Below are 20,596 nucleotides of genomic sequence, written 5' to 3'. Positions count from 1 at the left end.
AGGCGGAGGAATACGCCCGTCAGGCAGGCGCCACCAATTACCGGATCGAGAAGAAGACGCCCAATGTCCTGCGTGGTTCAGCGCATACGGTTACAGATCAGCTCGAACGCCTGCATGGCCGCTATGGCATAGCCGAATTCATCATAGACACCCCCATCAATGACGCCGCGAAGCGCCTCCGGTCCATCGAACTTCTGGCCCAGGCACAATTCGCTGCCGCTGCATAATACGGAGATTTCAAAATGACCAAGCGACCCATTCCGTTCGGTGTGATGCTGCAAGGTGCAGGTGGTCATATGAACTCATGGAAACACCCGAGTTCCCCTGTGGATGCCAGTGTCAATTTCGACTTCTTCGTGCGCAATGCACGCAAGGCCGAAGAGGCAGGTATCGCTTTCGCCTTCGTCGCTGACGGGCTTTACATCAACGAGAAGTCCATTCCGCATTTTCTCAACCGCTTCGAACCAATCGCCATCCTGTCTGCGCTGGCCGCGACTACGTCAAAACTCGGCCTCGTCGGTACAGTTTCGACCTCTTACAGCGATCCCTTCACCATTGCCCGGCAGTTCGGCTCTATTGACAAGATCAGCAATGGCCGTGCCGGCTGGAACGCCGTGACGTCACCACTTGAGGGCTCGGCCAAGAATTATGGCCGCGATCATCCCGATCATGCACTGCGCTACGAAATCGCCGATGAACACCTTGAGGTGGTCAAGGGCCTATGGGATTCCTGGGACGATGATGCCTTTGTCCGCAACCGCGAAACAGGACAGTTCTTCGACAAGACCAAGCTGCATCGCCTGAACCATCATGGCCGGTTCTTCAACTCGGAAGGGCCTCTCAATATTAGTCGTTCCGCTCAGGGGCAGCCCGTTATTTTCCAGGCAGGATCGTCCGATGACGGCATTGATCTGGCTGGCAAGCACGCAGACGGCGTGTTCACCAACCATGTGCCGATCGAGGAAGCGCAAACCTTCTATCGCCGCGTCAAGCAGAGCGCCGTGGAACATGGCCGCAAACCGGGCGATGTCCTGATCTTCCCAGGGATCGCACCAATCGTGGGCGCAACGGACGAGGAAGCGGAAGCCAAATACCGTGTGATCCGCGATCTCGTGACTGTCGACGAGGCCCTTGCCTATCTCGGACGTTTCTTCGACCACCATGATTTTAGCGCCTATCCGGTAGATGAGCCCTTCCCCGAGCTTGGTGACATCGGCAAGAACAATTTCCGCTCTACAACCGACCGCATCAAGCGTAACGCCAAGGAAAAAGGCCAAACCTTGAGGGAAGTCGCGCTGGAAGTGACAACGCCGCGCAACGCCTTCACTGGCACGCCGCAGAAGATTGCCGACGAACTCATCCACTGGGTCGATACCGAAGCGGCCGACGGTTTCATTCTTGGCTTTCAGATTCTGACCGAAGGTCTCGAAGACTTTACCCGTGAGGTCCTGCCGCTGCTTGAAGAACGCGGCTATCACAACAAGGTGCTGCCGGGAACGACGCTGCGCGAGAATATTGGCCTCCCCTTCCGCGAAAGCCGGTACGCCAAACAGGATCAAGGCGCCAAACAACGCGTTAAAGAAACGGCGCTCTGATGGGTCAGCACACGGACAGGATCGGGGAAAAGATCGGCACTTATCTGGACGAGATGGTCGCTCTTCGTCACGATCTGCACCGGCACCCCGAGCTTGGCTACAACGAGCATCGCACCAGCGAACTCGTCGCAGACAAGTTGAATGACTGGGGCTATCAGGTGACCCGAGGCGTCGGCAAAACCGGCGTTGTCGGCACCTTGCAAAACGGCAATGGACCCAGGAAACTCGGCATTCGCGCCGATATGGACGCCCTGCCTATCGTTGAAGCAACCGGCCTACCCTATGCCAGCAGCACGTCTGGGAAAATGCACGCCTGCGGTCATGACGGCCATACGTCAATCCTCTTGACCAGCGCCCGCTATCTTGCAGAAACACGCGACTTCGCCGGTACACTCAACGTCATCTTCCAGCCAGCCGAAGAAGGTGGCGCCGGCGCACGCGCGATGGTCCGCGATGGCCTGTTCAAGCGTTTTCCCTGCGACGCAGTGTTCGGCTTGCACAATTGGCCCGGCGTTCCCACTGGTCAGTTCGGGTTCATCACAGGCCCCGCCATGGCTTCGGTGGACAAGGTGACGGTCCGGATTATCGGCAAGGGCGGCCATGGCGCAAGGCCGCAGGAAACGGTGGACCCGGTTATCGCCAGCGCATCCTTCATCATGGCGCTGCAAAGCATTGTGGCCCGCAACATCGATCCATTGGATGCTGCGGTGATTACAGTTGGTACCATCCATGCGGGTATCGCGCCCAACGTCATACCCGACAGTGTCGAGTTGGAACTGACGGTGCGCACATTCCGCAGAGAAGTGCGGGAAACCATCAAGGCCCGTCTCAACACCCTCGCCAAGGCACAGGCTGAAAGCTACGGCGCCGTTGCCGAGGTCGATTATCCAAGCGGCTACCCCGTGCTGGTCAATCATCCTCATGAAACAGCATTTGCCCGGCAGGTGGCGCTTGATCATTTCGGTGATGCGCGCATTGAAAAGGAATTCCGCCCGATTTCCGCCAGCGAGGATTTTGCCTTCATGCTGCAGGAAACGCCCGGTAGCTACCTATTCATCGGCAATGGCGATAGCGCTCCACTGCATAGCGCGCTCTATAATTTCAACGACGAGATCTTGCCTTCAGCCGCCCGGTACTGGGTGACGCTAACCGAAGCCTATCTTGCCAAAAATCCCTCCGACAAAAGCGCGAGACAATCATGACTGATGTTTTTGTTTACACCACGCCGAATGACGAACGCTCCCAACCTTTGATCGAAGCGCTGATCGTCGAGTATGAAACGCGCTACGGCAACTATTATGGTGAACCCGCACGCAACGAGTTAAGCCGTTATCCAGCCGAATTGTTCGCCCCTCCCCACGGCGCTTTCCTGCTCCTGATCCGTAACGGCGAAACAATTGGCGGCGGTGCATTCAAGCGCTACGATGAAAACACAGCAGAACTCAAGCGCATCTGGACGCATGCGGATTTGCGTCAGCAGGGACTTGCCCGCAAGGTTGTCGTCGAACTGGAACAACAGGCCGCCCGCCAAGGTTACACGCGGATTTACCTGACCACCGGCTTTCGCCAACCGGAGGCAAAAGAACTGTATCTGCGCTCCGGCTATACGGCACTTTTCGATGTCAATGCTGCGCCGGAAACCTATCGCCATCTGCCCTTCGAAAAGGATATCAGTGCATTGGCTGCGCAGCTTTCACAAGTAACAGATGGCGCTACATCAGACCGTGATCTCCTGCGTCAGGCCGGATGATTTGACCAGCGCCACGATTGCGTCATCTGTGGGAATTCATGCTCAATACATCCTGTTCTTTGCAACAAAGCTTCTCTAACCACCCTGAATTTGCAGTCTGTCGTCTTTGACTGTTTCGCTTAAACACTACTAAATCAGTCGAGTAAAAGGTAATCCCGTACAAGTTTTCTTTCACGGGATTTCTCGACAGAGAAGTGTTGTACAGGGGAATTTGGAAGTATGGCGATTACAGCAGACTATTCGGGCGCGCATTCCGCGCAGCCCTCCGCCGCCGCGACCGAGGATTACACGCACTACAAGGTTGTGAAGGCAAAATATCCGGCGCGTTTCTTCGGAACATTAGTTGCCGCACTTATCATTGCTGTTACGCTCCAATCTATCCTGACGAACCCAAAATGGGGTTGGAACGTCTTCGCCGAATGGTTCTTCTCAGCACCGGTTCTCGCGGGGCTTGCGCGCACATTGCTGCTGACGGCTTTAGGCAGCCTACTCGGCTTCGCGCTGGGAACAGCGCTTGCGCTCGCCCGCGTTTCGAAATCTCCTCTCCTGTCGGGCCTCTCCTGGGCCTATATCTGGCTGCTTCGCTCCATACCCTTGATTGTTCTGCTGCTGATCCTCAACAATCTCGGCTACCTCTACGCAACTGTGCGGATCGGTGTTCCCTATACGGACATTCTCTTCGCCGAGTATCCAACGATCTCGATCCTCAGCCCGTTTGCAGCTGCCCTTATCGGCCTCAGTCTCAATCAGGCGGCCTTCTCCTCCGAGATTATCCGTGGCGGCATTCTGTCTGTTGATCAGGGGCAGCTGGAAGCAGCGGCGGCACTCGGTCTTTCCCGGCGCAGACAGGCATTGCGCATTGTCCTGCCACAGGCCATGCGCACAATCCTCCCCACCGGCTTTAACGAGATCATCGGTTTGGCGAAGGGCACATCGGTTGTCTATGTACTGGCATTGCCGGAACTCTTCTACACCGTTCAGGTGATCTATCGACGCAATCTTGAAGTGGTGCCACTTCTGATGGTGGCAACGGTCTGGTATCTGATCATCATGACTGCCTTATCGGTAGCCCAGCACTATATTGAACGGCACTTTTCCAAGGGTGCGCTGCGCAATCCCCCTGCTCCGATTTTCCGCAAACTGTTCCGCAGGCTCTTTGGCGCACCGATCCTTGCCCGTCCGCAGACCGTGACCGTGTCGTCCCTGCAGAACGTCGCGGCGTCCAAAACCAACGACCGCAGCATACCTCTCGCCAAATGGCGTACACCGGGATCAGTGAAAATTCAGGGTGTATCCAAGAGCTTTGGTCAGCTCAAGGTGCTTGATGATATCCGGCTCGATATCAAAGCAGGCAGCGTAACAGCCATTCTTGGCCCGTCCGGCTCGGGTAAATCCACTCTTCTGCGTACCATCAATCATCTTGAACGCGTCGATGATGGCTTCATCACCGTCGACAACGAGCTGGTCGGTTATCGCAAAAGTGGCAGGACGCTCTATGAGTTGAAGGAAAGGGATATTCTCAAGCGCCGTGCTGATATCGGCATGGTGTTCCAGAGTTTTAATCTGTTCCCGCATCTGACAGTTCTCGAAAATATCATCGAGGCCCCGGTTTCACTTGGTCACCTCACCCGCCCCGAAGCAATAAGCCTTGCTCGCGAACTGCTTGCCCGCGTTGGCCTCAGCGACAAGATTGATGCCTATCCGCGTCAACTCTCCGGTGGCCAGCAGCAACGCGTAGCCATCGCCCGGGCGCTCGCTCTCAGACCAAAGGTCCTGCTGTTCGATGAACCAACATCGGCGCTAGACCCCGAATTGGTGGGTGAAGTTCTCGACGTCATCAAGGAACTTGCCCGCTCTGGTACCACGCTGATCATCGTTACCCACGAGATCGGCTTTGCCCGGGAAGTGGCAGACACGGTGATTTTCATGGACGGCGGCAAGGTTATTGAAACCGGATCACCGGAACAGGTCCTGAACCGCCCGAGAAATGCGCGCACCAGCGAGTTTCTAGCCAAGGTTCTTTAAACCGCCACACCTAAAGACATAAAATATCAAGGGAATACAATATGTTGCTTCGCCCCTCTTTCATCTCCTTCGCCCTGGCAGTTCTCATCGCCACGGCATCAGGACTTGCTATGGTTCACGCTGAAGGTTTCGACCTCAGCCCCGATCAAAGCGGTAAGCCGCGGGCCGAGAAGAGTGAAAAGGTGATTGCGACGATCCCGGCAAGCTTCAAATTCGTTAAAGATGACACATTCACCGTTGGTATCAGCGTCGCGCATCCGCCGCTTAGTACCTATGCCACCGATGCCAAGACAGTCGTTGGCTATGATCCTGACTTTGCGCAGTTGATCGCCGATATCCTAGGCAAGAAGCTCGAACTTGTTCCCATCGCCTGGGCAGATTGGCCGCTTGGACTTCAATCCGGAAAATTCGATGCCGTCATTTCCAATGTGGGCGTAACCGAGCAGCGCAAAGAGAAATTCGATTTCTCCACCTATCGTCTCGGCTTGCATGGCTTCTACGTCAAAGCCGATAGTCCGATCACCTCGATCAAGGAACCAAAGGACATTGCGGGACTCAAGATTATCACTGGTTCCGGCACCATTCAGGAGAAAATCCTGCTCGAATGGGACAAGCAGAATGTTGCCAGGAGTCTGAAGCCTGTCGAATTGCAGTATTATGACGATGACGCGGTGAGTGCGCTCGCCATTCAGTCTAGCCGTGCAGATGCGGAGTTCAATCCCAACGCACCGCAAGCATATCGTGCCGCTATCGATCACAAGATCAAACTGGTTGGAACAGTGAATGCCGGATGGCCGCTCATTGCAGATGTTGCAATCACCACCCGTAAGGGAAGCGGCATTGCCGATAGCCTGACAGCAGCAATCAACGAGCTGATTGCTGACGGTAAATATGCGCAGTCACTCGCGCGCTGGCAGCTTACCCCCGAAGCCCTCGACAAATCGCGGACAAACCCACCCGGCTTGCCGAAAATCTGATTGGCCGACCATCAGTTTAAGCGCCAACAACAAGGTCTTCCCTATGACGCATACTTCTCTTTCCATCAATCATGTGGGCTTCCTGACACCGGGAAACTATCGGGACGACGATCCGCACGAAGGATTGGAGAACACACTCCGTCTGCTGGAATTCGGCGAGAAACTGGGATTTGACAGCGGCTGGGTGCGGCAGCGGCATCTTGAGCACGGCATATCCTCAGCGGGTGTGTTCCTTGCAGCGGCAACACAGAGAACCAACCGTATCCAGTTAGGAACGGCGGTCATTCAGATTGGCTACGAAAGTCCGTATCGCCTTGCGGAGGATCTCTCGACCGTTGACGTCCTGTCGCGTGGCCGCCTCAACATAGGTCTGAGTGCTGGGACACCGGCCCATGCGGACCTGCTCGGACCACTGGTATTTGACGGCAACTGGAAGGATTTCGATCTTTCTCACGAGCGCGTCATCCGTTTTGCCAATAATCTGCGCGGCGAATTCCTTGCTGATCCCGAGACATTCATCGCGACACCGGGTGGGCCGCAGCGACCACGCCTGCAGCCCCACGCCGAGGGTTTGGTCAATCGTGTCTGGTATGGCGGCGGGTCTTTGCGATCCGTCGGCTGGGCTGGCAAGAACGGCTTCAATCTGATGATCGGCAATGTCACAGCTGGCGAAAACACCGACAATTTCTATGAAGCTCAGGGGCGTCAACTCGATGCTTATCACCAGAATCTCGACGGAGCGTTCCGACGCGTATCGCTCGGGCGTGTCATTGTTCCCACGGATAGCGCCGATGCGGCCACCCGCAAAAAATATGCAGATTATGCGGCCAGCCGCTATCAACGCACACTGAAACCGCAGGGCGACAGGCGGACGCTGTTTCCGCAGGACCTTGTCGGGACGTCAGAGCAAATTCTCGAACAGTTGTTCAATGACCCTGCCATTGCGCGCGTCGGGGAATTGCGGCTCGAACTGCCCTACGAATTCAAACAACACGAATACGAGCAAATCCTCTCCGATTTCATCACCAAAATCGCTCCGGAAATCGGCTGGGGCAATCAGCCCGGGCGCATCAGTGCGGGGGCACGGCGTTGAACAACAACCAACAAACCACACTCAAGGGGTTATCCATGACCAACAGACTAAAACTTATATCTTTTGTCGCAGGGGCTTTCATTGCCGCAACGACAGGGCTTGCCTTCGCAGCAGGCGACGGCTTCGATCTGAGCCCTGACCAGAAAGACCGCGTGCGGGCGGAGAAAAACGAGAAAGCCATCGAGGCGGTCTCCAAAGGTTTCAAGTTCGTCAGCGACGGCAAGCTCACCATCGGGCTCCATCCTTCCAACCCGCCACTCAGCACCTATGCCAACGACGCCACAACTGTTGTCGGCTTTGACGTCGATCTCGCACAGCTGGTGGCCGATAGTCTCGGCCGTGAATTGGTACTCGTCCCCGTCGCCTGGGCCGACTGGCCGCTTGGGCTTGAATCCGGCAAGTTCGACGCGGTGATCTCCAACGTTACCGTTACCGAACAGCGCAAGGAGAAGTTCGATTTCTCCACATATCGCAAGGACGAGCTTGGTTATTACGTAAAAGCGGACAGCACCATCAAAGCCATTAAAGAGCCAAAGGACATTGCCGGGCTGAAGGTGATCACGGACGCTGGTACCAATCAGGAGAAAATCCTGCTGGCCTGGGACAAGGAAAATGTCGCCAAGGGCCTGAAGCCCATCGAAGTCCAGTATTATGACGATGATGCGGTCAGCACACTTGCCATCCAGTCTGGCCGCGCCGATGTGGTGTTCAGCGTAAACGCTACGCAGGCCTACAAGGCCAAGGTGGGCGGCAAGACCAAGCTGGTTGGTACTGTCAGCGGTGGTTGGCCGATTACCGCCGAAGTTGCCGTAACGACGCGCAAAGCCAGCGGAGCCGCTGATGGCATCACTACCGCACTCAACGCGGTGATCGCCAATGGCAAATACAAACAGGTTCTCGATCGCTGGAATCTAGGCTCGGAAGCCATCGACAAGGCTGCTACCAATCCGCCCGGTCTGCCAAAGAGCTAAAATCATTGAAATCAAAAAGACCGCAGCGGTTAGCGCCGCTGCGGTCTTTCTTGCGTTATTCGCCGTAGGGCACCCAGATGTTTTTCACCTGAATGGCGCGGCGCAGATAGTCCTTGCCCTGCCCCTGTTGCGTATTCAGCCAATCACGCTGGCGGCCATTGTTCACCCATGTGGCTTTCAGATTGCCGCAGGATGCTTTTTCAACCATCGCGCTGCCGTCCTTCGAGCCGACATACCAGAGCGCATCGACTTCATCGTGTTCAGCCAGTGTTTTAGCCAGAACATCGCGCTCACCAGTGACAATGTTCACCACGCCGCCTGGAACATCTGAGGTATCCAGCACCTGATAGAGATTGGCAGCCAGAAGCGGATGTTTGGTCGATGGGACGGCTACGACACGGTTGCCCATGGCGATTGCTGGCAAAACCAGTGAAATGAATGACAGCAACGGTTGATCATCCGGGCAGACAATGCCCACAACGCCCCATGGCTCGTTCATCGCCAAGGTCACATGACGGGACTTGGTGGAATGCACCGCGCCATCATATTTGTCGGATTGAGCCGCATAATAGAAGATACGGCGCAGTGCGGTTGCGAACTCTTCAGCCGCAGCTTTCGGCGTAACACCAGTGCTTTCGACCAGCAATGCCTCGAATTCTGCTTGCCTGGCACTGAGGTTTTCGCCGAGATAGTAAAGCACCTGCGCACGGTTATGCGCTGTCACACCACCCCATGAACCGGCCTTGGCAGCTGCTTCAACGGCATTGCGAATATCCTTGCGATTACCGATGCCAGCCTGACCGATAATCTGCCCACCCTTGCCGATGACAGAATAGCTGTAGCCACCATCAGGGCGGGCCTGCTTGCCGCCAACATAGTTTTTGACGGTGCGGTCAATTGAACTGCCAAGGGCGATCTTCGCTTCACCGTCAGGCGCGGCCGATGGTTTGAATGCCTGTTCTGCTTTGCCCAGTGGCAGGCGCTTTTCCCAATCGGCAGTCAGATATTCATAAAGCCCTTCGCGTCCGCCTTCACGGCCATAGCCGCTTTCGCGATAACCGCCAAAACCGGCACCGGCATCGAGAAGGTTGGTCGAATTGATCCAGACAACACCTGCCTTGACCCGCGCCGCCATATCAAGCGCAAGATTGATATTCTCAGACCAGATTGATGCGGCCAACCCATACTTGGTATTGTTGGCAAGTGCGATGGCTTCATCCGGCGTGCGGAACGTCGTCGCCGTGGCGACGGGACCGAAAATCTCTACCTCGCACACTGTCGATGCAGGCTCCACGTCGGTGAAAAACGCAGGCGCGAAAAAAGCACCCTTGGTCGGCAGTGTTACCGGCGCCTGCCAGAGCGTGCCGCCCTCGGCCTTACCCTGTTCAACCAGTGATGTAATGCGCTTCAATTGTCCCTTGGAGACGATAGCGCCGACATCCATGGTCTTGTCGAGCGGATCGCCAACCCGCAGGGTTTCCATGCGCTTGCGTAACTTCGCATAGAAATGCTCAGCAATGCCTTCCTGAATGAGAATGCGCGAACCGGCACAGCACACTTCACCCTGATTGAACCAGATGGCATCAACCACACCTTCGATAGCGCCATCAATATCGGCATCTTCGAACACGATGAAGGGCGACTTGCCGCCAAGTTCCAGTGACAGCTTCTTTTCAGAACCGGCAATCTGCTCGCGGATGATACGGCCGACTTCGGTCGAGCCGGTGAAGGCCACCTTGTCAATATCATCATGACCGCAGATTGCAGCGCCTGTCGCGCCATCGCCGTGAACGATATTGACCACGCCAGCGGGCAGACCCACTTCATGGCAAATCTCGGCAAAGGCAATGGCTGTCAGCGGCGTCAGCTCAGCTGGCTTCAGAACAACTGTGTTACCAGCAGCAAGCGCCGGAGCAATCTTCCATGCGAGCATCAGCAGCGGAAAATTCCACGGGATCACCTGCCCGCAAACACCTACGGGCGAAAAGCCTTCGAACTCTGTCTCAACCATCTCCGCCCAACCGGCGTGATGATAGAAATGCCGGGCAACCAGCGGAATATCGATATCGCGGGTTTCGCGGATCGGTTTGCCATTGTCCATGCTCTCCAGCACGGAGAAGAAGCGCTCACGCTTCTGGATGTGACGGGCAATCGCGTAGAGATATTTGGCGCGTTCATGCCCTGACAGCTTCGACCATTTGCCGAAGGCTGCGCGCGCTGCTTTCACCGCCGCGTCAACATCGCCATCAGTGCCATGGGCAACCTTTGCGAGTACGGCATCATTGGCCGGATTGATAACAGCAAATGTCTCACGTCCATCAGTGCCCGTGAACTTGCCATTGATGAAATGGCCAAAACCCTTCGCATTGGCATCAAGCCAATTCTGGACATCGGTATTGCTTTCTGGTGCGGGGCCATATTCCATCGTGCGAAGAATATCCTTGATCTGTCCCATAGTCGTTTTCCTCAAGCGAGTGCGTGGCGCGAAGACGCGGAGTAGCGACCCGTCACATAATGTTCCAACTGCCGTTCGATATCGCCGAGCATCGAGCTGGCTCCGAGCCGGAACAGGTCCGGCTGCATCCATGGCAGTCCTAATTCTTCTTTCATCAGGATCAGCCAGTTCATGGCGTCTTTGGCGGTTTTCATGCCACCGGCAGGCTTGAAACCAACGATCTGGCCGGAAAGCTCGCCATAATCCCGCAAGGCACGCAGCATCACCAGACTGACGGGAAGCGTGGCGTTCACGTCCTCCTTGCCGGTTGATGTCTTGATGAAATCTGCTCCGGCCTGCATCGCAACCATCGAAGCGCGATACACATTGCGCAGTGTGTTCAGATCACCTGTCGCCAGAATGGCTTTCATATGGGCTTCGCCCGAAGCCTCGCGCATTTGGGAAATCTCGTCATAAAGCGCCGACCAGTTCTGGGTCAGAACATGTTCGCGCGTGATGACGATATCAATCTCCTTGGCACCTTCACCAACGGCGTAGTGGATTTCGGCCAACCGCTGCGGCAATGGCGTCAAGCCAGCGGGAAAACCCGTCGCAACTGATGCAACCGGGATGCCGGAACCTTCGAGAGCCTTGACCGCATGGGAAACCATGGTCGGATACACACAGACAGCACCGGTCGTAATATTCGCATCGGCAAGACCAAGCGCTTCTAGAATATCGTCCCGCACAGGCTTTTTTGCCTTGGCACACAGACGGCGGACACGGCCAGCCGTATCATCACCGGCAAGGGTGGTAAGGTCAATGCAAGTGATCGCCTTGACCAGCCATGCCGCCTGATACTCCTTCTTGACCGTCCGTCTCGTCGTCAATGTCGCGGCACGACGTTCCGTTGCAGAACGGTTGACTGCAATATCCTCGAACCAATCAGGCAGCAGTTTCGTGCCGGTGTTACGCGCGTGGGAATGTGGCATTTGGATTTCTGTGCCCTTTTGGACCAATGGTTGTTGCGTGTTCATCCCCGACCCTTCCTGTGATCGATGAAGCGATTGAGCAAGATGGCTGCAACGATGATAATACCGGTCACAGTCATCTGGTAGAAGGAGCCCAATCCCAGAAGATTGAATATGTTGCGGAGAACCTGCAGCAGCATGACGGCAAAAAATGTACCGAGCACGCCACCGCGTCCACCGAAGAGACTTGTACCACCGAGCACAACGGCAGCGATAGCGTCAAGCTCAAGTCCTTGAGCCGCCGTCGGCTGACCGATACGCAGGCGTGATGTCAGAAGAATACCGCCAAGTGCTGCCATGAAGCCAGAGACGGCGAAAACCGCGGTGATCATGAACCGTGTCGGCAGGCCGGAAAGCCGGGCAGCTTCAGGATTGCCACCTGTGGCGAACACGTACTCCCCGAAAACGGTAAAACGAAGCACCAACCCGGCAACAACGCAAAGAACAATGAAAATTAACCCCATTGATGACAGGGAGAAGCCGGGGAAAAGCGGGATCATCGTCGAGCTGATAGACGCAAACCCCTGCGGCAGACCGCTTACCGGTACACCGTCGGTCATGAGGTATGTGATACCTCGAAACGAAACGAGCCCCGCAAGGGTCACAATAAAGCTGGGCACTTGGGCAAGCGCACTGATTGCACCCATCCCGGCACCGCAGGCTGTGCCGACGAGAGCCGTTATTGCGACTGCCACGAATGGATCAAATCCGTGCGACATGAGCACTGCAACCAGCATACCGCAAAGCGCGACAACGCTGCCGACGGACAGATCGATATTGCCGGTCAGAATGACGAAGGTCATGCCTATGGCAACCACGCCAACAACAGCCGCCTGCTGAAACAGGTTGGCGATGTTGGTGAAGGTTAGAAAGTTGCTCGAAAGTGACGCTGCGATAACAACGACTGCCAGAAAGATGACGATGAAATTATACTCGATCGCCAGATCGACAAGGCGTTTGCCGAATGCCGGCGACGGCGTATCAGCCGGCGACAATGCGGTTTCAGTGTTGGACATGATTTTCACCCAGAATTGTTGCCCTTAATATCGTGTCACGGTCCACGATCGAAGGATCGTATTTGCCGATGTTGCGGCCTTCATGAAATACCCAGATGGTATCGCAGGCGGCGTAGAGTTCATCGAGTTCGCTGCTGGCAACGATGACCGCTGCTCCTTCCGCCGCAAGCCTGTCAACGAGGTTGTAGAGATCAGCCTTGGCGCCGATATCAAGCCCGCGGCTCGGTTCATCCAGAAGCAGGACCCTCGCGCCATTGATGATCCATTTGGCCAGAACAACCTTCTGTTGATTGCCACCTGAAAGCTGCACAACAGCCTGTTCCGGTCGCCCATATTTGGTCGAAAGGCTTTTAAGAACCGGCGTCGTCTTTTGTTTCTGATGGGAATGGCGTGTCAGCCAGCTTTCGCGCATGGAAGGCAACGTCGCATTCTTGTAGATCGGCGCATGAAGAACCAGCCCCTCCGTCTTGCGATTCTCCGGCACAAGACCAATGCCACTGCGAATAGCATGGGCCGGATGACGCGGATGGAACAGCTTGCCTTCCAGCTTGATTTCGCCTTCGAAGCTATTGGCACCGAAAAGCGACTTCAGGAATGATGTGCGGCCGGAACCATTAAGACCAGTCAGGCCAACCACCTCGCCCCAACGCACGTCAAGGCCACTGATATCGAGACCTTCCGGCCCGCGCAGCCTGTTGACACGCAGCGCTACGTCGCCGGTAACTGGTTCGCGCACTTTTCGTTCGATCAGGGATCGTTGTTTCCCAATGATCGCTTCGACCAAGGCGCTATCGCCGGTATTTTTTACATCGAATGTCTCGATGGTCCTCCCACCCCTTAACACCGTAACCCGATCGCCGATTTCGCGCAGTTCACCAAGGCGGTGGCTGACATAGAGTATGGCAACCCCTTGTTTGACAAGTTCGCGGATGACTGCAAACACGCTCGCAAGCTCGGTTTCGTTGAGGGATGCCGACGGCTCATCCATGATGATGATCTTGGCGTCCATAGTCAGCGAGCGGGCAATAGCTGTTAATTGCTGGTTGGCAACCGACAGGGTTTCAACCCGGGCTTCTGGTTTGAAATTTGCGCCAACGCGCTTTAGGGCCACGGCGGCTCTTTCCCGGCGTTCCCTGTGGTTGATCAATCCAAAGCGACCGGGTGCGTGGCCAAGAAACAGGTTCTGCTCGACGGTCAATTGCGGGACCAGATCCAGCTCCTGATAGATCATGGAAATGCCAAGCCGTGCTGCCTGCGCGGGCGAATGCAGATCAACGGGCTTGCCATCGAGTAGCAGCGAGCCATCTGTCGGGCGGAAGGCTCCGGCGATAATCTTCAGCAAGGTTGATTTTCCAGCGCCATTGGCACCAAGGAGACAATGCACCTCGCCGGCACGAACATTCAGCGAGGCCGATTCCAATGCGATGATGTTGGGCAAGAACTTCTTCGACACTTGCTGAACGGTCAGAACATCAATCGTCACTTCTGGCCTCCAGTGCATAGTGAGCGGTGGCCTCGTCGGTGACGATGACAGAGACATAACCGGCTTTCAGCGCAGCAAGTGCGATCTGAAGTTTCTCCTCACCCGCAACGACACCAATCGAACGCTGCTTGGTCTTGAGATAATCAAGCCGCAACCCAACCGTGCGGTCATCGATCGTCTGGTCAACGATGTTACCGTCCTTGTCGAGGAAGCGGCCGAGAATATCACCGACAGCGCCCGCGTCTTTCAATCGGTCAATATCTACCTCTTCAAGATATCCGGAGCTGAGAAGGACAGAATCATGGGTGATGCCACCCATACCGAAACAGACCACATCGGCCTCTATCGCCAGCTTGAGCACACGCTCGATAATCGGGTCTTCCTCAAGCACTTCACGGGTGGTTTTCTTGCCGACAATGGCAGGGACAGGCAGCAGCGTTGCGATACCATTACCAGCCTTGGCGAATTCCTCGGCAACGGCACTTGTATGGGTTGAAGTGGATCGCAGATTTGTCGAACCATTCACCAGAACGACATGCACACCGGGGTTCCAGTTGTTCGGCAGAAATTTAGCAACCGCCGACATGGTGCGCCCCCAGGAAACACCGATCAGATCGGCCTTGGGGTTGAGACCAGCCAGATATTTGGCCGTAGCCTGCGCCACACTTTCCATAAGAAGAGCTGAATCGGTCGTTCCGCCTGATGGAACCACAATGGCGTCGCGCAGACCGAATTCCTGCTGCAGTCGTACCTCAAGTTCCGTTTTGCGATAGGCGCGCGGCGTAATCTCAATGCGAACAACGCCCAGCTCCTTGGCTTCAATCAGCAACCGGCCAACCTGCCAGCGTGTCAGGCCAAGCTCCGTGGCAATCTCGCTCTGAGTCCGTTCAAGATCATAATAGAGCTTGGCGACACGCACCATCAGATGCTCCCGCTGCTCATCAGAGGGTAACCGGACAGATGGATTGATCCGAGCGTCGTTCATGATGCAGCCCCCGCCAATTGCCTGCCGCTCAATGTATGCAACGTCGGCATCAATGTTTCGGTTGTGTCCCGATAAAGCCCTATCGTATCGCGATACCGCTGACTGCGCACGGGGTCAGGGTGAACTTCTCTCGTCGGTGCTGCACAGGCTTCCGATGCAGAGATAAGATCAGGAAACAGCCCAAGTGCATGGGCGCAGCAGACGGCTGTTCCAATAAGCGAGAGGTTGTCATCTCCAGCCACATGAACAGGTCTGCCGATGGCGTCGATTGTTGCCTGTAGCCACAACGCATTCTTGCAAATGCCGCCAGCCATCACGATCCGCTCGACGGAGACACCGCGCTCTTCCAGCACAGCGATAACATTGGCAGAGCCAAGCGCAATGGAATCGACAGCCGACGAATAGATGTCCGCCCTGTTATGACCGAGCGACAGGCCGAGTATTGCTCCGCGCAAATCTGCGTCGCGATAAGGTGTGCGATTTCCCATCCAGTAATCAAGCGTCAACAATCCTGAATCCTGCTTCGAAACGACCGATGCCTCGCGGATGAGATCACGATGACCCTGTTCATCCAACCCAAAAATCTTGCTGCTGAACCAATTCAGGATCGAACCGGCCGAAACCTGACCAGCCTCCACCAGCCATAATCCATCGACAAGCGCATTGGGGTAAGGTCCCCAGAAACCCGTTACATTGCCCTGTTCTTTCAAGTGGGTCAGATGCACGACGGATGTTCCGCCGATGATCAACATGCCGCCCGCAGCAACAGTCCCTGCACCCAGCACGCCGATATGAGCGTCAATGCCCCCTTGAGCGAGCAGTGGTGACGACGTGATGCCAAGTGCAGCCGCGACCTCAGGCTTCAATGAGCCGATCGTATCGCCGACCGGAACAATCCTCTGTGGCAACTTGTTCTGCAATTCGGGAACGCCAAGCGCTTCGTAAATCTCGGAAACAAAAGCGCCATTCTTGGAATCGTAATTCCATTTGCAGGCGGCGTTCATGCGCGAGCCCACCCACTCACCGCACAGCCGGTAATTGATAAAATCCAGAGCCTCACAGATGATATCCGCCTGGCCAAAGATAGTGCGCTCGTGTTCGGCCAGCCACATCGCCTTTGGAACAAGCCATTCGACTGCATCACCGCCACCGCTATAGGCCATAACCGGATGTTTGACCTTTTCCGTCGCACGCGCCTCTTTTGCAGCACGGCAGTCCATCCATAAAATAGCAGGATAAAGCGGCGCGCTGTTCCTGTCACAGACCACAACGGACGACGCTGTTGTGGCAACACAAACTGCCGCTATTTCTCCCGATCCGCATTGCTCGACTGCCTGGCGGCCCGCCATCAAAAGCGCGTTCCACCACTCATCGGGTTGCTGTTCGGCCCAACCAGCATGGGGATATGTCGTGGCGTAGCTTGCTTCCGACAGCGAGAGCATCGACTTGCGCTCGACATCGTAAACACCGGCGCGGACTCCTCCCGTGCCAAGATCAAAGTTCAGGACAAGTGTCATCCTGCCAAATCCTCCCTCGATACCCTGCCTCTTCCCAAAGTCTCAGGGCCGGAACATGACTTTTGAAAAGAACAAACCCCTGTCAGTCCGGAATTTTTCGAACATGCCCGGCAATTCAGCAAGGTCAAGATCATGGGTAATCATGAATTCCCATTCGAGTTCGCCGGAACCCAGTTTTTCCAACGTCACCGTCCATTGTGGTCCTGGATAAGGCGCACCGAATGAATTCCACGAGCCATGCAGCGAGACTTCCTGCCGCAGGAAATGCTGGAACGTCCTGTTGTCGAGAGTTACATCGGCAACCGGAATTCCAATGAAGACCACATGACCGCTCGGCGCGGCCATTTTCACCGCCATGTTGATCGAGGATGGATGTCCTGCAGCTTCAATAATCGTATCGCAAAGCAGGCTCGCTGGAATGTCTGCTCCAGAGAGAAATGTATGCGTCGCGCCCGCGCGCCGCGCCATATCAAGTTTTTCTTCCGACACATCGACGGCAACGACTTCGCTCGCACCCATCAGTTTGAGCCATTGTATGGCAAACAAGCCAATCGGCCCGCAACCAATGACGCCGCCGCGCTGCCCCATGCCTATGCCACCCGCTTTCCAGATAGCATGAATGGCAATTGATGCAGGATCAGTCATCGCAACCGCGCGCGGATCGATCCCCTTCGGTGTCTTCAAAAGGTTGGAAACAGGAACACAGACAAATTCCGTATAGGCACCGTCGCGCCGCGAGCCGAAATAGTCATAGTCGCGGCAGCGCGAAAACTGTCCCTTCTGGCACTGGTCGCATTTGAAACATGGCAACATCGGCGGAATGGCCACCAATTCGCCAAGGTCAAAACCCTTAACCCCTTCCCCAAGCTCAGTAATATGACCCGAAAACTCATGACCGCAGATGAGCGGCATCTTATGCGCGCCTTTGATCAGCATGCGCGGCAGATCCGACCCGCAGACACCAACAGAAGCAACGCGGACGATCACATGGCCCGGCTTGATCTGCGGTTCTGGGACTTCTTCAAGGCGTATATCGCCGGGGGCATAGAGAACTGCTGCACGCATGACATGATCCTGTGGGTATTAATGAGAGGAGCTGCGAAGCAAACCTGCTCCGCAGGCTCGAGAGACGGCCTTACTGACCGAGAACTTGCGGGCGATATTCGGCAAACAGTCCAGTACGCGGGAAATCCGCAACATTTTTGGGTGTTACCAATGTCGTGCCCGCATCAACGAATTTCGAAACGGGCTTCTTGGCTGCCGCTTCACGCGCCACCTGAATCGTCACATCGCCGAGATATTTCGGATCGTTCAGTGCCGAGCCGATATAGTTGCCGCCATCAGCGATAATGCCAAGCGCTTCGGAAAGTCCGTCCACGCCAGCGACCAGAACGTCGTTGCGATTATTTTCCTTGAGAACCTGCAAGGCACCGAGCGCCATATCGTCATTATGCGCGTAAACAACCTTCACATCCGGATTGGCCTGAAGCAAATCCTGCATGGCTGTTACCGCATTGGCACGGATATATTCGGCATAGGGGCCTTCAACGATTGTGTGGCCTGTTCCTTCAATGGCACTGTGAAAACCATCGCGCCGGTCCATCATCACCGCACCGCCTGCGTCGCCCTGAATCTCGATGATCTTGGCTTTCTCAACGCCGTCAGACTTGAGACGTGCAACAACGGCTTCACCGACCAGCTTGCCCATATTCTTGTTGTCGCGGCCAACATGAGCGGTAACACCCTGACCATTGACACTGCGGTCAACGGTGATCACCGGGATACCCGCAGCAACAGCTGCTTCAAGCGATGGCACAACGGCATCGGGATTAACCGGGTTAATGATCAGCGCATTCACACCTTGAGTGATCAAATCCTGAATATCGTTGTTCTGTTTGCTGACATCACCATTGGCGTCGAGAAAAACCAATGTATCGCCGCCGGCCTTGGCTGCCGCCTCCGCTCCAGTCTTGAGCTGCACATAAAAAGGCGACTGCAGTGTCACCTGACTGAACCCGATTTTCAGGCCTTCAGCATTGGCGGCAGTAATAGTCATGCCGAGAGTCGCCATCAATGAAATAGCGGTTCCGGCAAATGCAAATCTGAACAAAAAGGTGCGGCGGTTGAGCATGTTTTTCCTCCCCAGGAACTCAATTTTCCAATAAACCTACATTTGAGCAAATATCGCTCATTTGTTAATTTAGATAATCAGAAGTTGCATGATGAGTCAACGCGGTTAGAAGAAACCTCACAGCAAGACGCGTAATAATTTGAAATCATTATGCTTTTTAGATCAAAACAGTTGCCGTTTGAACGCAAGCCGTTAAAAACTTGAAATGTGAGGATTGGCTGCAAAACAACAGAACTTGCATTTGCAGGTTAGAGCACTCTATTCTGATGTCTCCGCATCGCGAGTTGTCCATGTCCAGCCCAACACAAATTACCCCCGAACGCATCGTCGAAACCGAGCGCCTTATTCGGCCACATATCCGGCATACGCCTGTCATACGCGCCGATCTTGTCGACTTCGGAATGCAACCACGCAGCATCGACTTCAAACTCGAATTTCTGCAACATTCGGGTTCGTTCAAAGCGCGAGGTGCCTTCACCAATCTGCTCACTCGCCCTGTGCCAGAGGCTGGTGTCGTGGCAGCTTCAGGCGGCAATCATGGCGCAGCCGTCGCCTACGCCGCCATGCGGCTTGGCCTGCCCGCGACCATATTTGTTCCCAATGTTACTGCGCCCGCCAAGGCTGAGCGTATTCGCGGTTATGGTGCGAATCTCATTATAGGTGGCGATCGTTATGCCGATGCTCTGACCGCCAGTGAACAATTCGTGGCAGAGCACAACGCCATGCCAATTCACGCGTTTGATCAGCCCGAAACATTGCTTGGTCAGGGGACGCTTGGTCTGGAAATCGAAGCTGATCTACCCGATATCACAATCCTGCTGGTGGCTGTGGGCGGCGGTGGCCTCATTGGCGGGATAGCTGCATGGTTTCGTGGCCGAATCAAAATTATCGCTGTCGAACCGGAATGTTCACCAACCTTACACAATGCCTTGGGTGCGGGAAAACCTGTCGATGCGCCTGCGGAAGGTATTGCCGCTGATTCCCTCGCACCCAAACGCGTCGGAGAATTGATGTTTCCGTTTGCTCAAGACTTTATTGAGCATTCGATACTGGTATCGGACGATGATATTCGCGCCGCTCAACGCGCGCTTTGGGAACGGCTTCGCATTGTTGCTGAACCGGGCGGAGCAGCGGCCTTCGCCGCACTTTTATCGCAGAAGTATATTGCAGGGCCAGATGAACGTGTTGGTGTTCTATTGTGCGGTGCCAATAGCGGCGCGGTACGGTTTGACTGACGATAGAGCTCTATTTCTTTCGCTATTATAGCCCCTTACAAACGCGAATAGCCCCGCTTTATGCGGGGTTCTTGATTGTGTTTTGGATTGTTGACTTGCTTGAAGAAGCTGGTTTTGGTTTGATATTTGGGAGTTTGGGGGAATGATTTGCCCGCTGGTGTCTTTAGACAGCGCCGTGGGTTGTTTTGCGGGCTCTGGCTTCCGGTTCTCGCCCTTCATGTTGAGCGGCTGGCGAGGAGAGCGATGTTTTGAGAAGCTTGTTGGTTTTCTATTTGGAAGGTTTGGTTGCGGGGACAGGATTTGAACCTGTGACCTTCAGGTTATGAGCCTGACGAGCTACCGGGCTGCTCCAC

General features: G+C 55.3%; 16 protein-coding genes and 1 pseudogene. 9 read left to right on the top strand and 8 right to left on the bottom strand.

What is annotated here, in order from left to right:
* The 8 genes and pseudogenes from AB4Y96_RS25375 to AB4Y96_RS25340 form a co-directional block, all read left to right on the top strand.
* Nucleotides 1-227: pseudogene (locus tag AB4Y96_RS25375) on the top strand (alkane 1-monooxygenase); the annotation flags it as partial.
* Nucleotides 228-242: 15 nt separating this feature from the next.
* The gene (locus AB4Y96_RS25370) at nucleotides 243-1,595 is read left to right on the top strand and encodes an LLM class flavin-dependent oxidoreductase (protein WP_091886727.1); all 1,353 of its coding nucleotides are present in this window, start codon (nucleotides 243-245) and stop codon (nucleotides 1,593-1,595) included.
* On the top strand, nucleotides 1,595-2,797 hold the full coding sequence (locus tag AB4Y96_RS25365; protein WP_441920726.1) for a M20 aminoacylase family protein: 1,203 nt from the start codon (nucleotides 1,595-1,597) through the stop codon (nucleotides 2,795-2,797). Before AB4Y96_RS25370 ends, AB4Y96_RS25365 begins: the two co-directional genes overlap by 1 nt.
* On the top strand, nucleotides 2,794-3,345 hold the full coding sequence (locus AB4Y96_RS25360) for a GNAT family N-acetyltransferase (protein ID WP_441920725.1): 552 nt from the start codon (nucleotides 2,794-2,796) through the stop codon (nucleotides 3,343-3,345). The genes AB4Y96_RS25365 and AB4Y96_RS25360 overlap by 4 nt, the downstream gene beginning before the upstream one ends.
* A gap of 219 nt (nucleotides 3,346-3,564) precedes the next feature.
* Entirely contained in the window at nucleotides 3,565-5,370 is a 1,806-nt protein-coding gene (locus AB4Y96_RS25355) for an amino acid ABC transporter permease/ATP-binding protein (RefSeq protein WP_441920724.1), read from the top strand.
* A 41-nt stretch (nucleotides 5,371-5,411) separates the two neighbouring features.
* Nucleotides 5,412-6,347, top strand: a complete 936-nt coding sequence (locus AB4Y96_RS25350; RefSeq protein ID WP_441920722.1) for an ABC transporter substrate-binding protein — start codon at nucleotides 5,412-5,414, stop codon at nucleotides 6,345-6,347.
* A 43-nt stretch (nucleotides 6,348-6,390) separates the two neighbouring features.
* Nucleotides 6,391-7,440, top strand: coding sequence for an LLM class flavin-dependent oxidoreductase (locus AB4Y96_RS25345; protein WP_441920720.1), 1,050 nt, complete (start codon nucleotides 6,391-6,393; stop codon nucleotides 7,438-7,440).
* A gap of 35 nt (nucleotides 7,441-7,475) precedes the next feature.
* Nucleotides 7,476-8,411 carry an ABC transporter substrate-binding protein gene (locus tag AB4Y96_RS25340; protein WP_091886711.1) on the top strand — a complete coding sequence of 312 codons (936 nt, stop codon included), beginning with the start codon at nucleotides 7,476-7,478 and terminating at the stop codon, nucleotides 8,409-8,411.
* Nucleotides 8,412-8,466: 55 nt separating this feature from the next.
* On the opposite strand, the gene AB4Y96_RS25335 is transcribed toward AB4Y96_RS25340, so the two are convergent.
* The 8 genes from AB4Y96_RS25335 to AB4Y96_RS25300 all read right to left on the bottom strand — a co-directional run bounded on the left by AB4Y96_RS25335 (nucleotide 8,467) and on the right by AB4Y96_RS25300 (nucleotide 19,008).
* Complete coding sequence (locus AB4Y96_RS25335; RefSeq protein ID WP_441920718.1) at nucleotides 8,467-10,866, bottom strand: aldehyde dehydrogenase family protein; 2,400 nt, start codon at nucleotides 10,864-10,866, stop codon at nucleotides 8,467-8,469.
* An 11-nt stretch (nucleotides 10,867-10,877) separates the two neighbouring features.
* A complete protein-coding gene (gene deoC, locus AB4Y96_RS25330; protein WP_091886748.1) occupies nucleotides 10,878-11,837 on the bottom strand; it encodes a deoxyribose-phosphate aldolase in 960 nt (319 codons plus the stop codon).
* A gap of 41 nt (nucleotides 11,838-11,878) precedes the next feature.
* Nucleotides 11,879-12,892 carry an ABC transporter permease gene (locus AB4Y96_RS25325; protein ID WP_441920716.1) on the bottom strand — a complete coding sequence of 338 codons (1,014 nt, stop codon included), beginning with the start codon at nucleotides 12,890-12,892 and terminating at the stop codon, nucleotides 11,879-11,881.
* Nucleotides 12,879-14,375: a sugar ABC transporter ATP-binding protein gene (locus tag AB4Y96_RS25320; RefSeq protein ID WP_441920714.1), complete on the bottom strand. Its 1,497-nt coding sequence runs from the start codon at nucleotides 14,373-14,375 to the stop codon at nucleotides 12,879-12,881. The genes AB4Y96_RS25325 and AB4Y96_RS25320 overlap by 14 nt, the downstream gene beginning before the upstream one ends.
* Nucleotides 14,365-15,360, bottom strand: coding sequence for a sugar-binding transcriptional regulator (locus AB4Y96_RS25315; RefSeq protein ID WP_091886703.1), 996 nt, complete (start codon nucleotides 15,358-15,360; stop codon nucleotides 14,365-14,367). Before AB4Y96_RS25315 ends, AB4Y96_RS25320 begins: the two co-directional genes overlap by 11 nt.
* Nucleotides 15,357-16,877, bottom strand: coding sequence for an FGGY-family carbohydrate kinase (locus AB4Y96_RS25310; RefSeq protein WP_441920713.1), 1,521 nt, complete (start codon nucleotides 16,875-16,877; stop codon nucleotides 15,357-15,359). Before AB4Y96_RS25310 ends, AB4Y96_RS25315 begins: the two co-directional genes overlap by 4 nt.
* 42 nt (nucleotides 16,878-16,919) lie before the next feature.
* Nucleotides 16,920-17,942: a galactitol-1-phosphate 5-dehydrogenase gene (locus AB4Y96_RS25305; protein WP_441920711.1), complete on the bottom strand. Its 1,023-nt coding sequence runs from the start codon at nucleotides 17,940-17,942 to the stop codon at nucleotides 16,920-16,922.
* 70 nt (nucleotides 17,943-18,012) lie between these two features.
* Nucleotides 18,013-19,008, bottom strand: a complete 996-nt coding sequence (locus AB4Y96_RS25300; RefSeq protein WP_441920709.1) for a substrate-binding domain-containing protein — start codon at nucleotides 19,006-19,008, stop codon at nucleotides 18,013-18,015.
* A gap of 290 nt (nucleotides 19,009-19,298) precedes the next feature.
* Here AB4Y96_RS25300 and AB4Y96_RS25295 point away from each other — a divergent pair, with 290 nt between their 5' ends.
* A complete protein-coding gene (locus AB4Y96_RS25295) occupies nucleotides 19,299-20,243 on the top strand; it encodes a threonine/serine dehydratase (protein WP_441920707.1) in 945 nt (314 codons plus the stop codon).
* The last annotated feature ends 353 nt before the right edge of the window (nucleotides 20,244-20,596 follow it).

This window comes from Phyllobacterium sp. TAF24 (assembly GCF_052113785.1).
Taxonomy (GTDB): domain Bacteria; phylum Pseudomonadota; class Alphaproteobacteria; order Rhizobiales; family Rhizobiaceae; genus Phyllobacterium.
This window is presented reverse-complemented; position numbering and strand designations above follow the sequence as displayed.

Bases quoted from the DNA above. Each gene is read 5' to 3' on its own strand.
- AB4Y96_RS25370 (WP_091886727.1), top strand. From the start codon at position 243: ATGACCAAGCGACCCATTCCGTTCGGTGTGATGCTGCAAGGTGCAGGT.
- AB4Y96_RS25365 (WP_441920726.1), top strand. From the start codon at position 1,595: ATGGGTCAGCACACGGACAGGATCGGGGAAAAGATCGGCACTTATCTG.
- AB4Y96_RS25360 (WP_441920725.1), top strand. From the start codon at position 2,794: ATGACTGATGTTTTTGTTTACACCACGCCGAATGACGAACGCTCCCAA.
- AB4Y96_RS25355 (WP_441920724.1), top strand. From the start codon at position 3,565: ATGGCGATTACAGCAGACTATTCGGGCGCGCATTCCGCGCAGCCCTCC.
- AB4Y96_RS25350 (WP_441920722.1), top strand. From the start codon at position 5,412: ATGTTGCTTCGCCCCTCTTTCATCTCCTTCGCCCTGGCAGTTCTCATC.
- AB4Y96_RS25345 (WP_441920720.1), top strand. From the start codon at position 6,391: ATGACGCATACTTCTCTTTCCATCAATCATGTGGGCTTCCTGACACCG.
- AB4Y96_RS25340 (WP_091886711.1), top strand. From the start codon at position 7,476: ATGACCAACAGACTAAAACTTATATCTTTTGTCGCAGGGGCTTTCATT.
- AB4Y96_RS25335 (WP_441920718.1), bottom strand. From the start codon at position 10,866: ATGGGACAGATCAAGGATATTCTTCGCACGATGGAATATGGCCCCGCA.
- deoC (WP_091886748.1), bottom strand. From the start codon at position 11,837: ATGCCACATTCCCACGCGCGTAACACCGGCACGAAACTGCTGCCTGAT.
- AB4Y96_RS25325 (WP_441920716.1), bottom strand. From the start codon at position 12,892: ATGTCCAACACTGAAACCGCATTGTCGCCGGCTGATACGCCGTCGCCG.
- AB4Y96_RS25315 (WP_091886703.1), bottom strand. From the start codon at position 15,360: ATGAACGACGCTCGGATCAATCCATCTGTCCGGTTACCCTCTGATGAG.
- AB4Y96_RS25310 (WP_441920713.1), bottom strand. From the start codon at position 16,877: ATGACACTTGTCCTGAACTTTGATCTTGGCACGGGAGGAGTCCGCGCC.
- AB4Y96_RS25305 (WP_441920711.1), bottom strand. From the start codon at position 17,942: ATGCGTGCAGCAGTTCTCTATGCCCCCGGCGATATACGCCTTGAAGAA.
- AB4Y96_RS25300 (WP_441920709.1), bottom strand. From the start codon at position 19,008: ATGCTCAACCGCCGCACCTTTTTGTTCAGATTTGCATTTGCCGGAACC.
- AB4Y96_RS25295 (WP_441920707.1), top strand. From the start codon at position 19,299: ATGTCCAGCCCAACACAAATTACCCCCGAACGCATCGTCGAAACCGAG.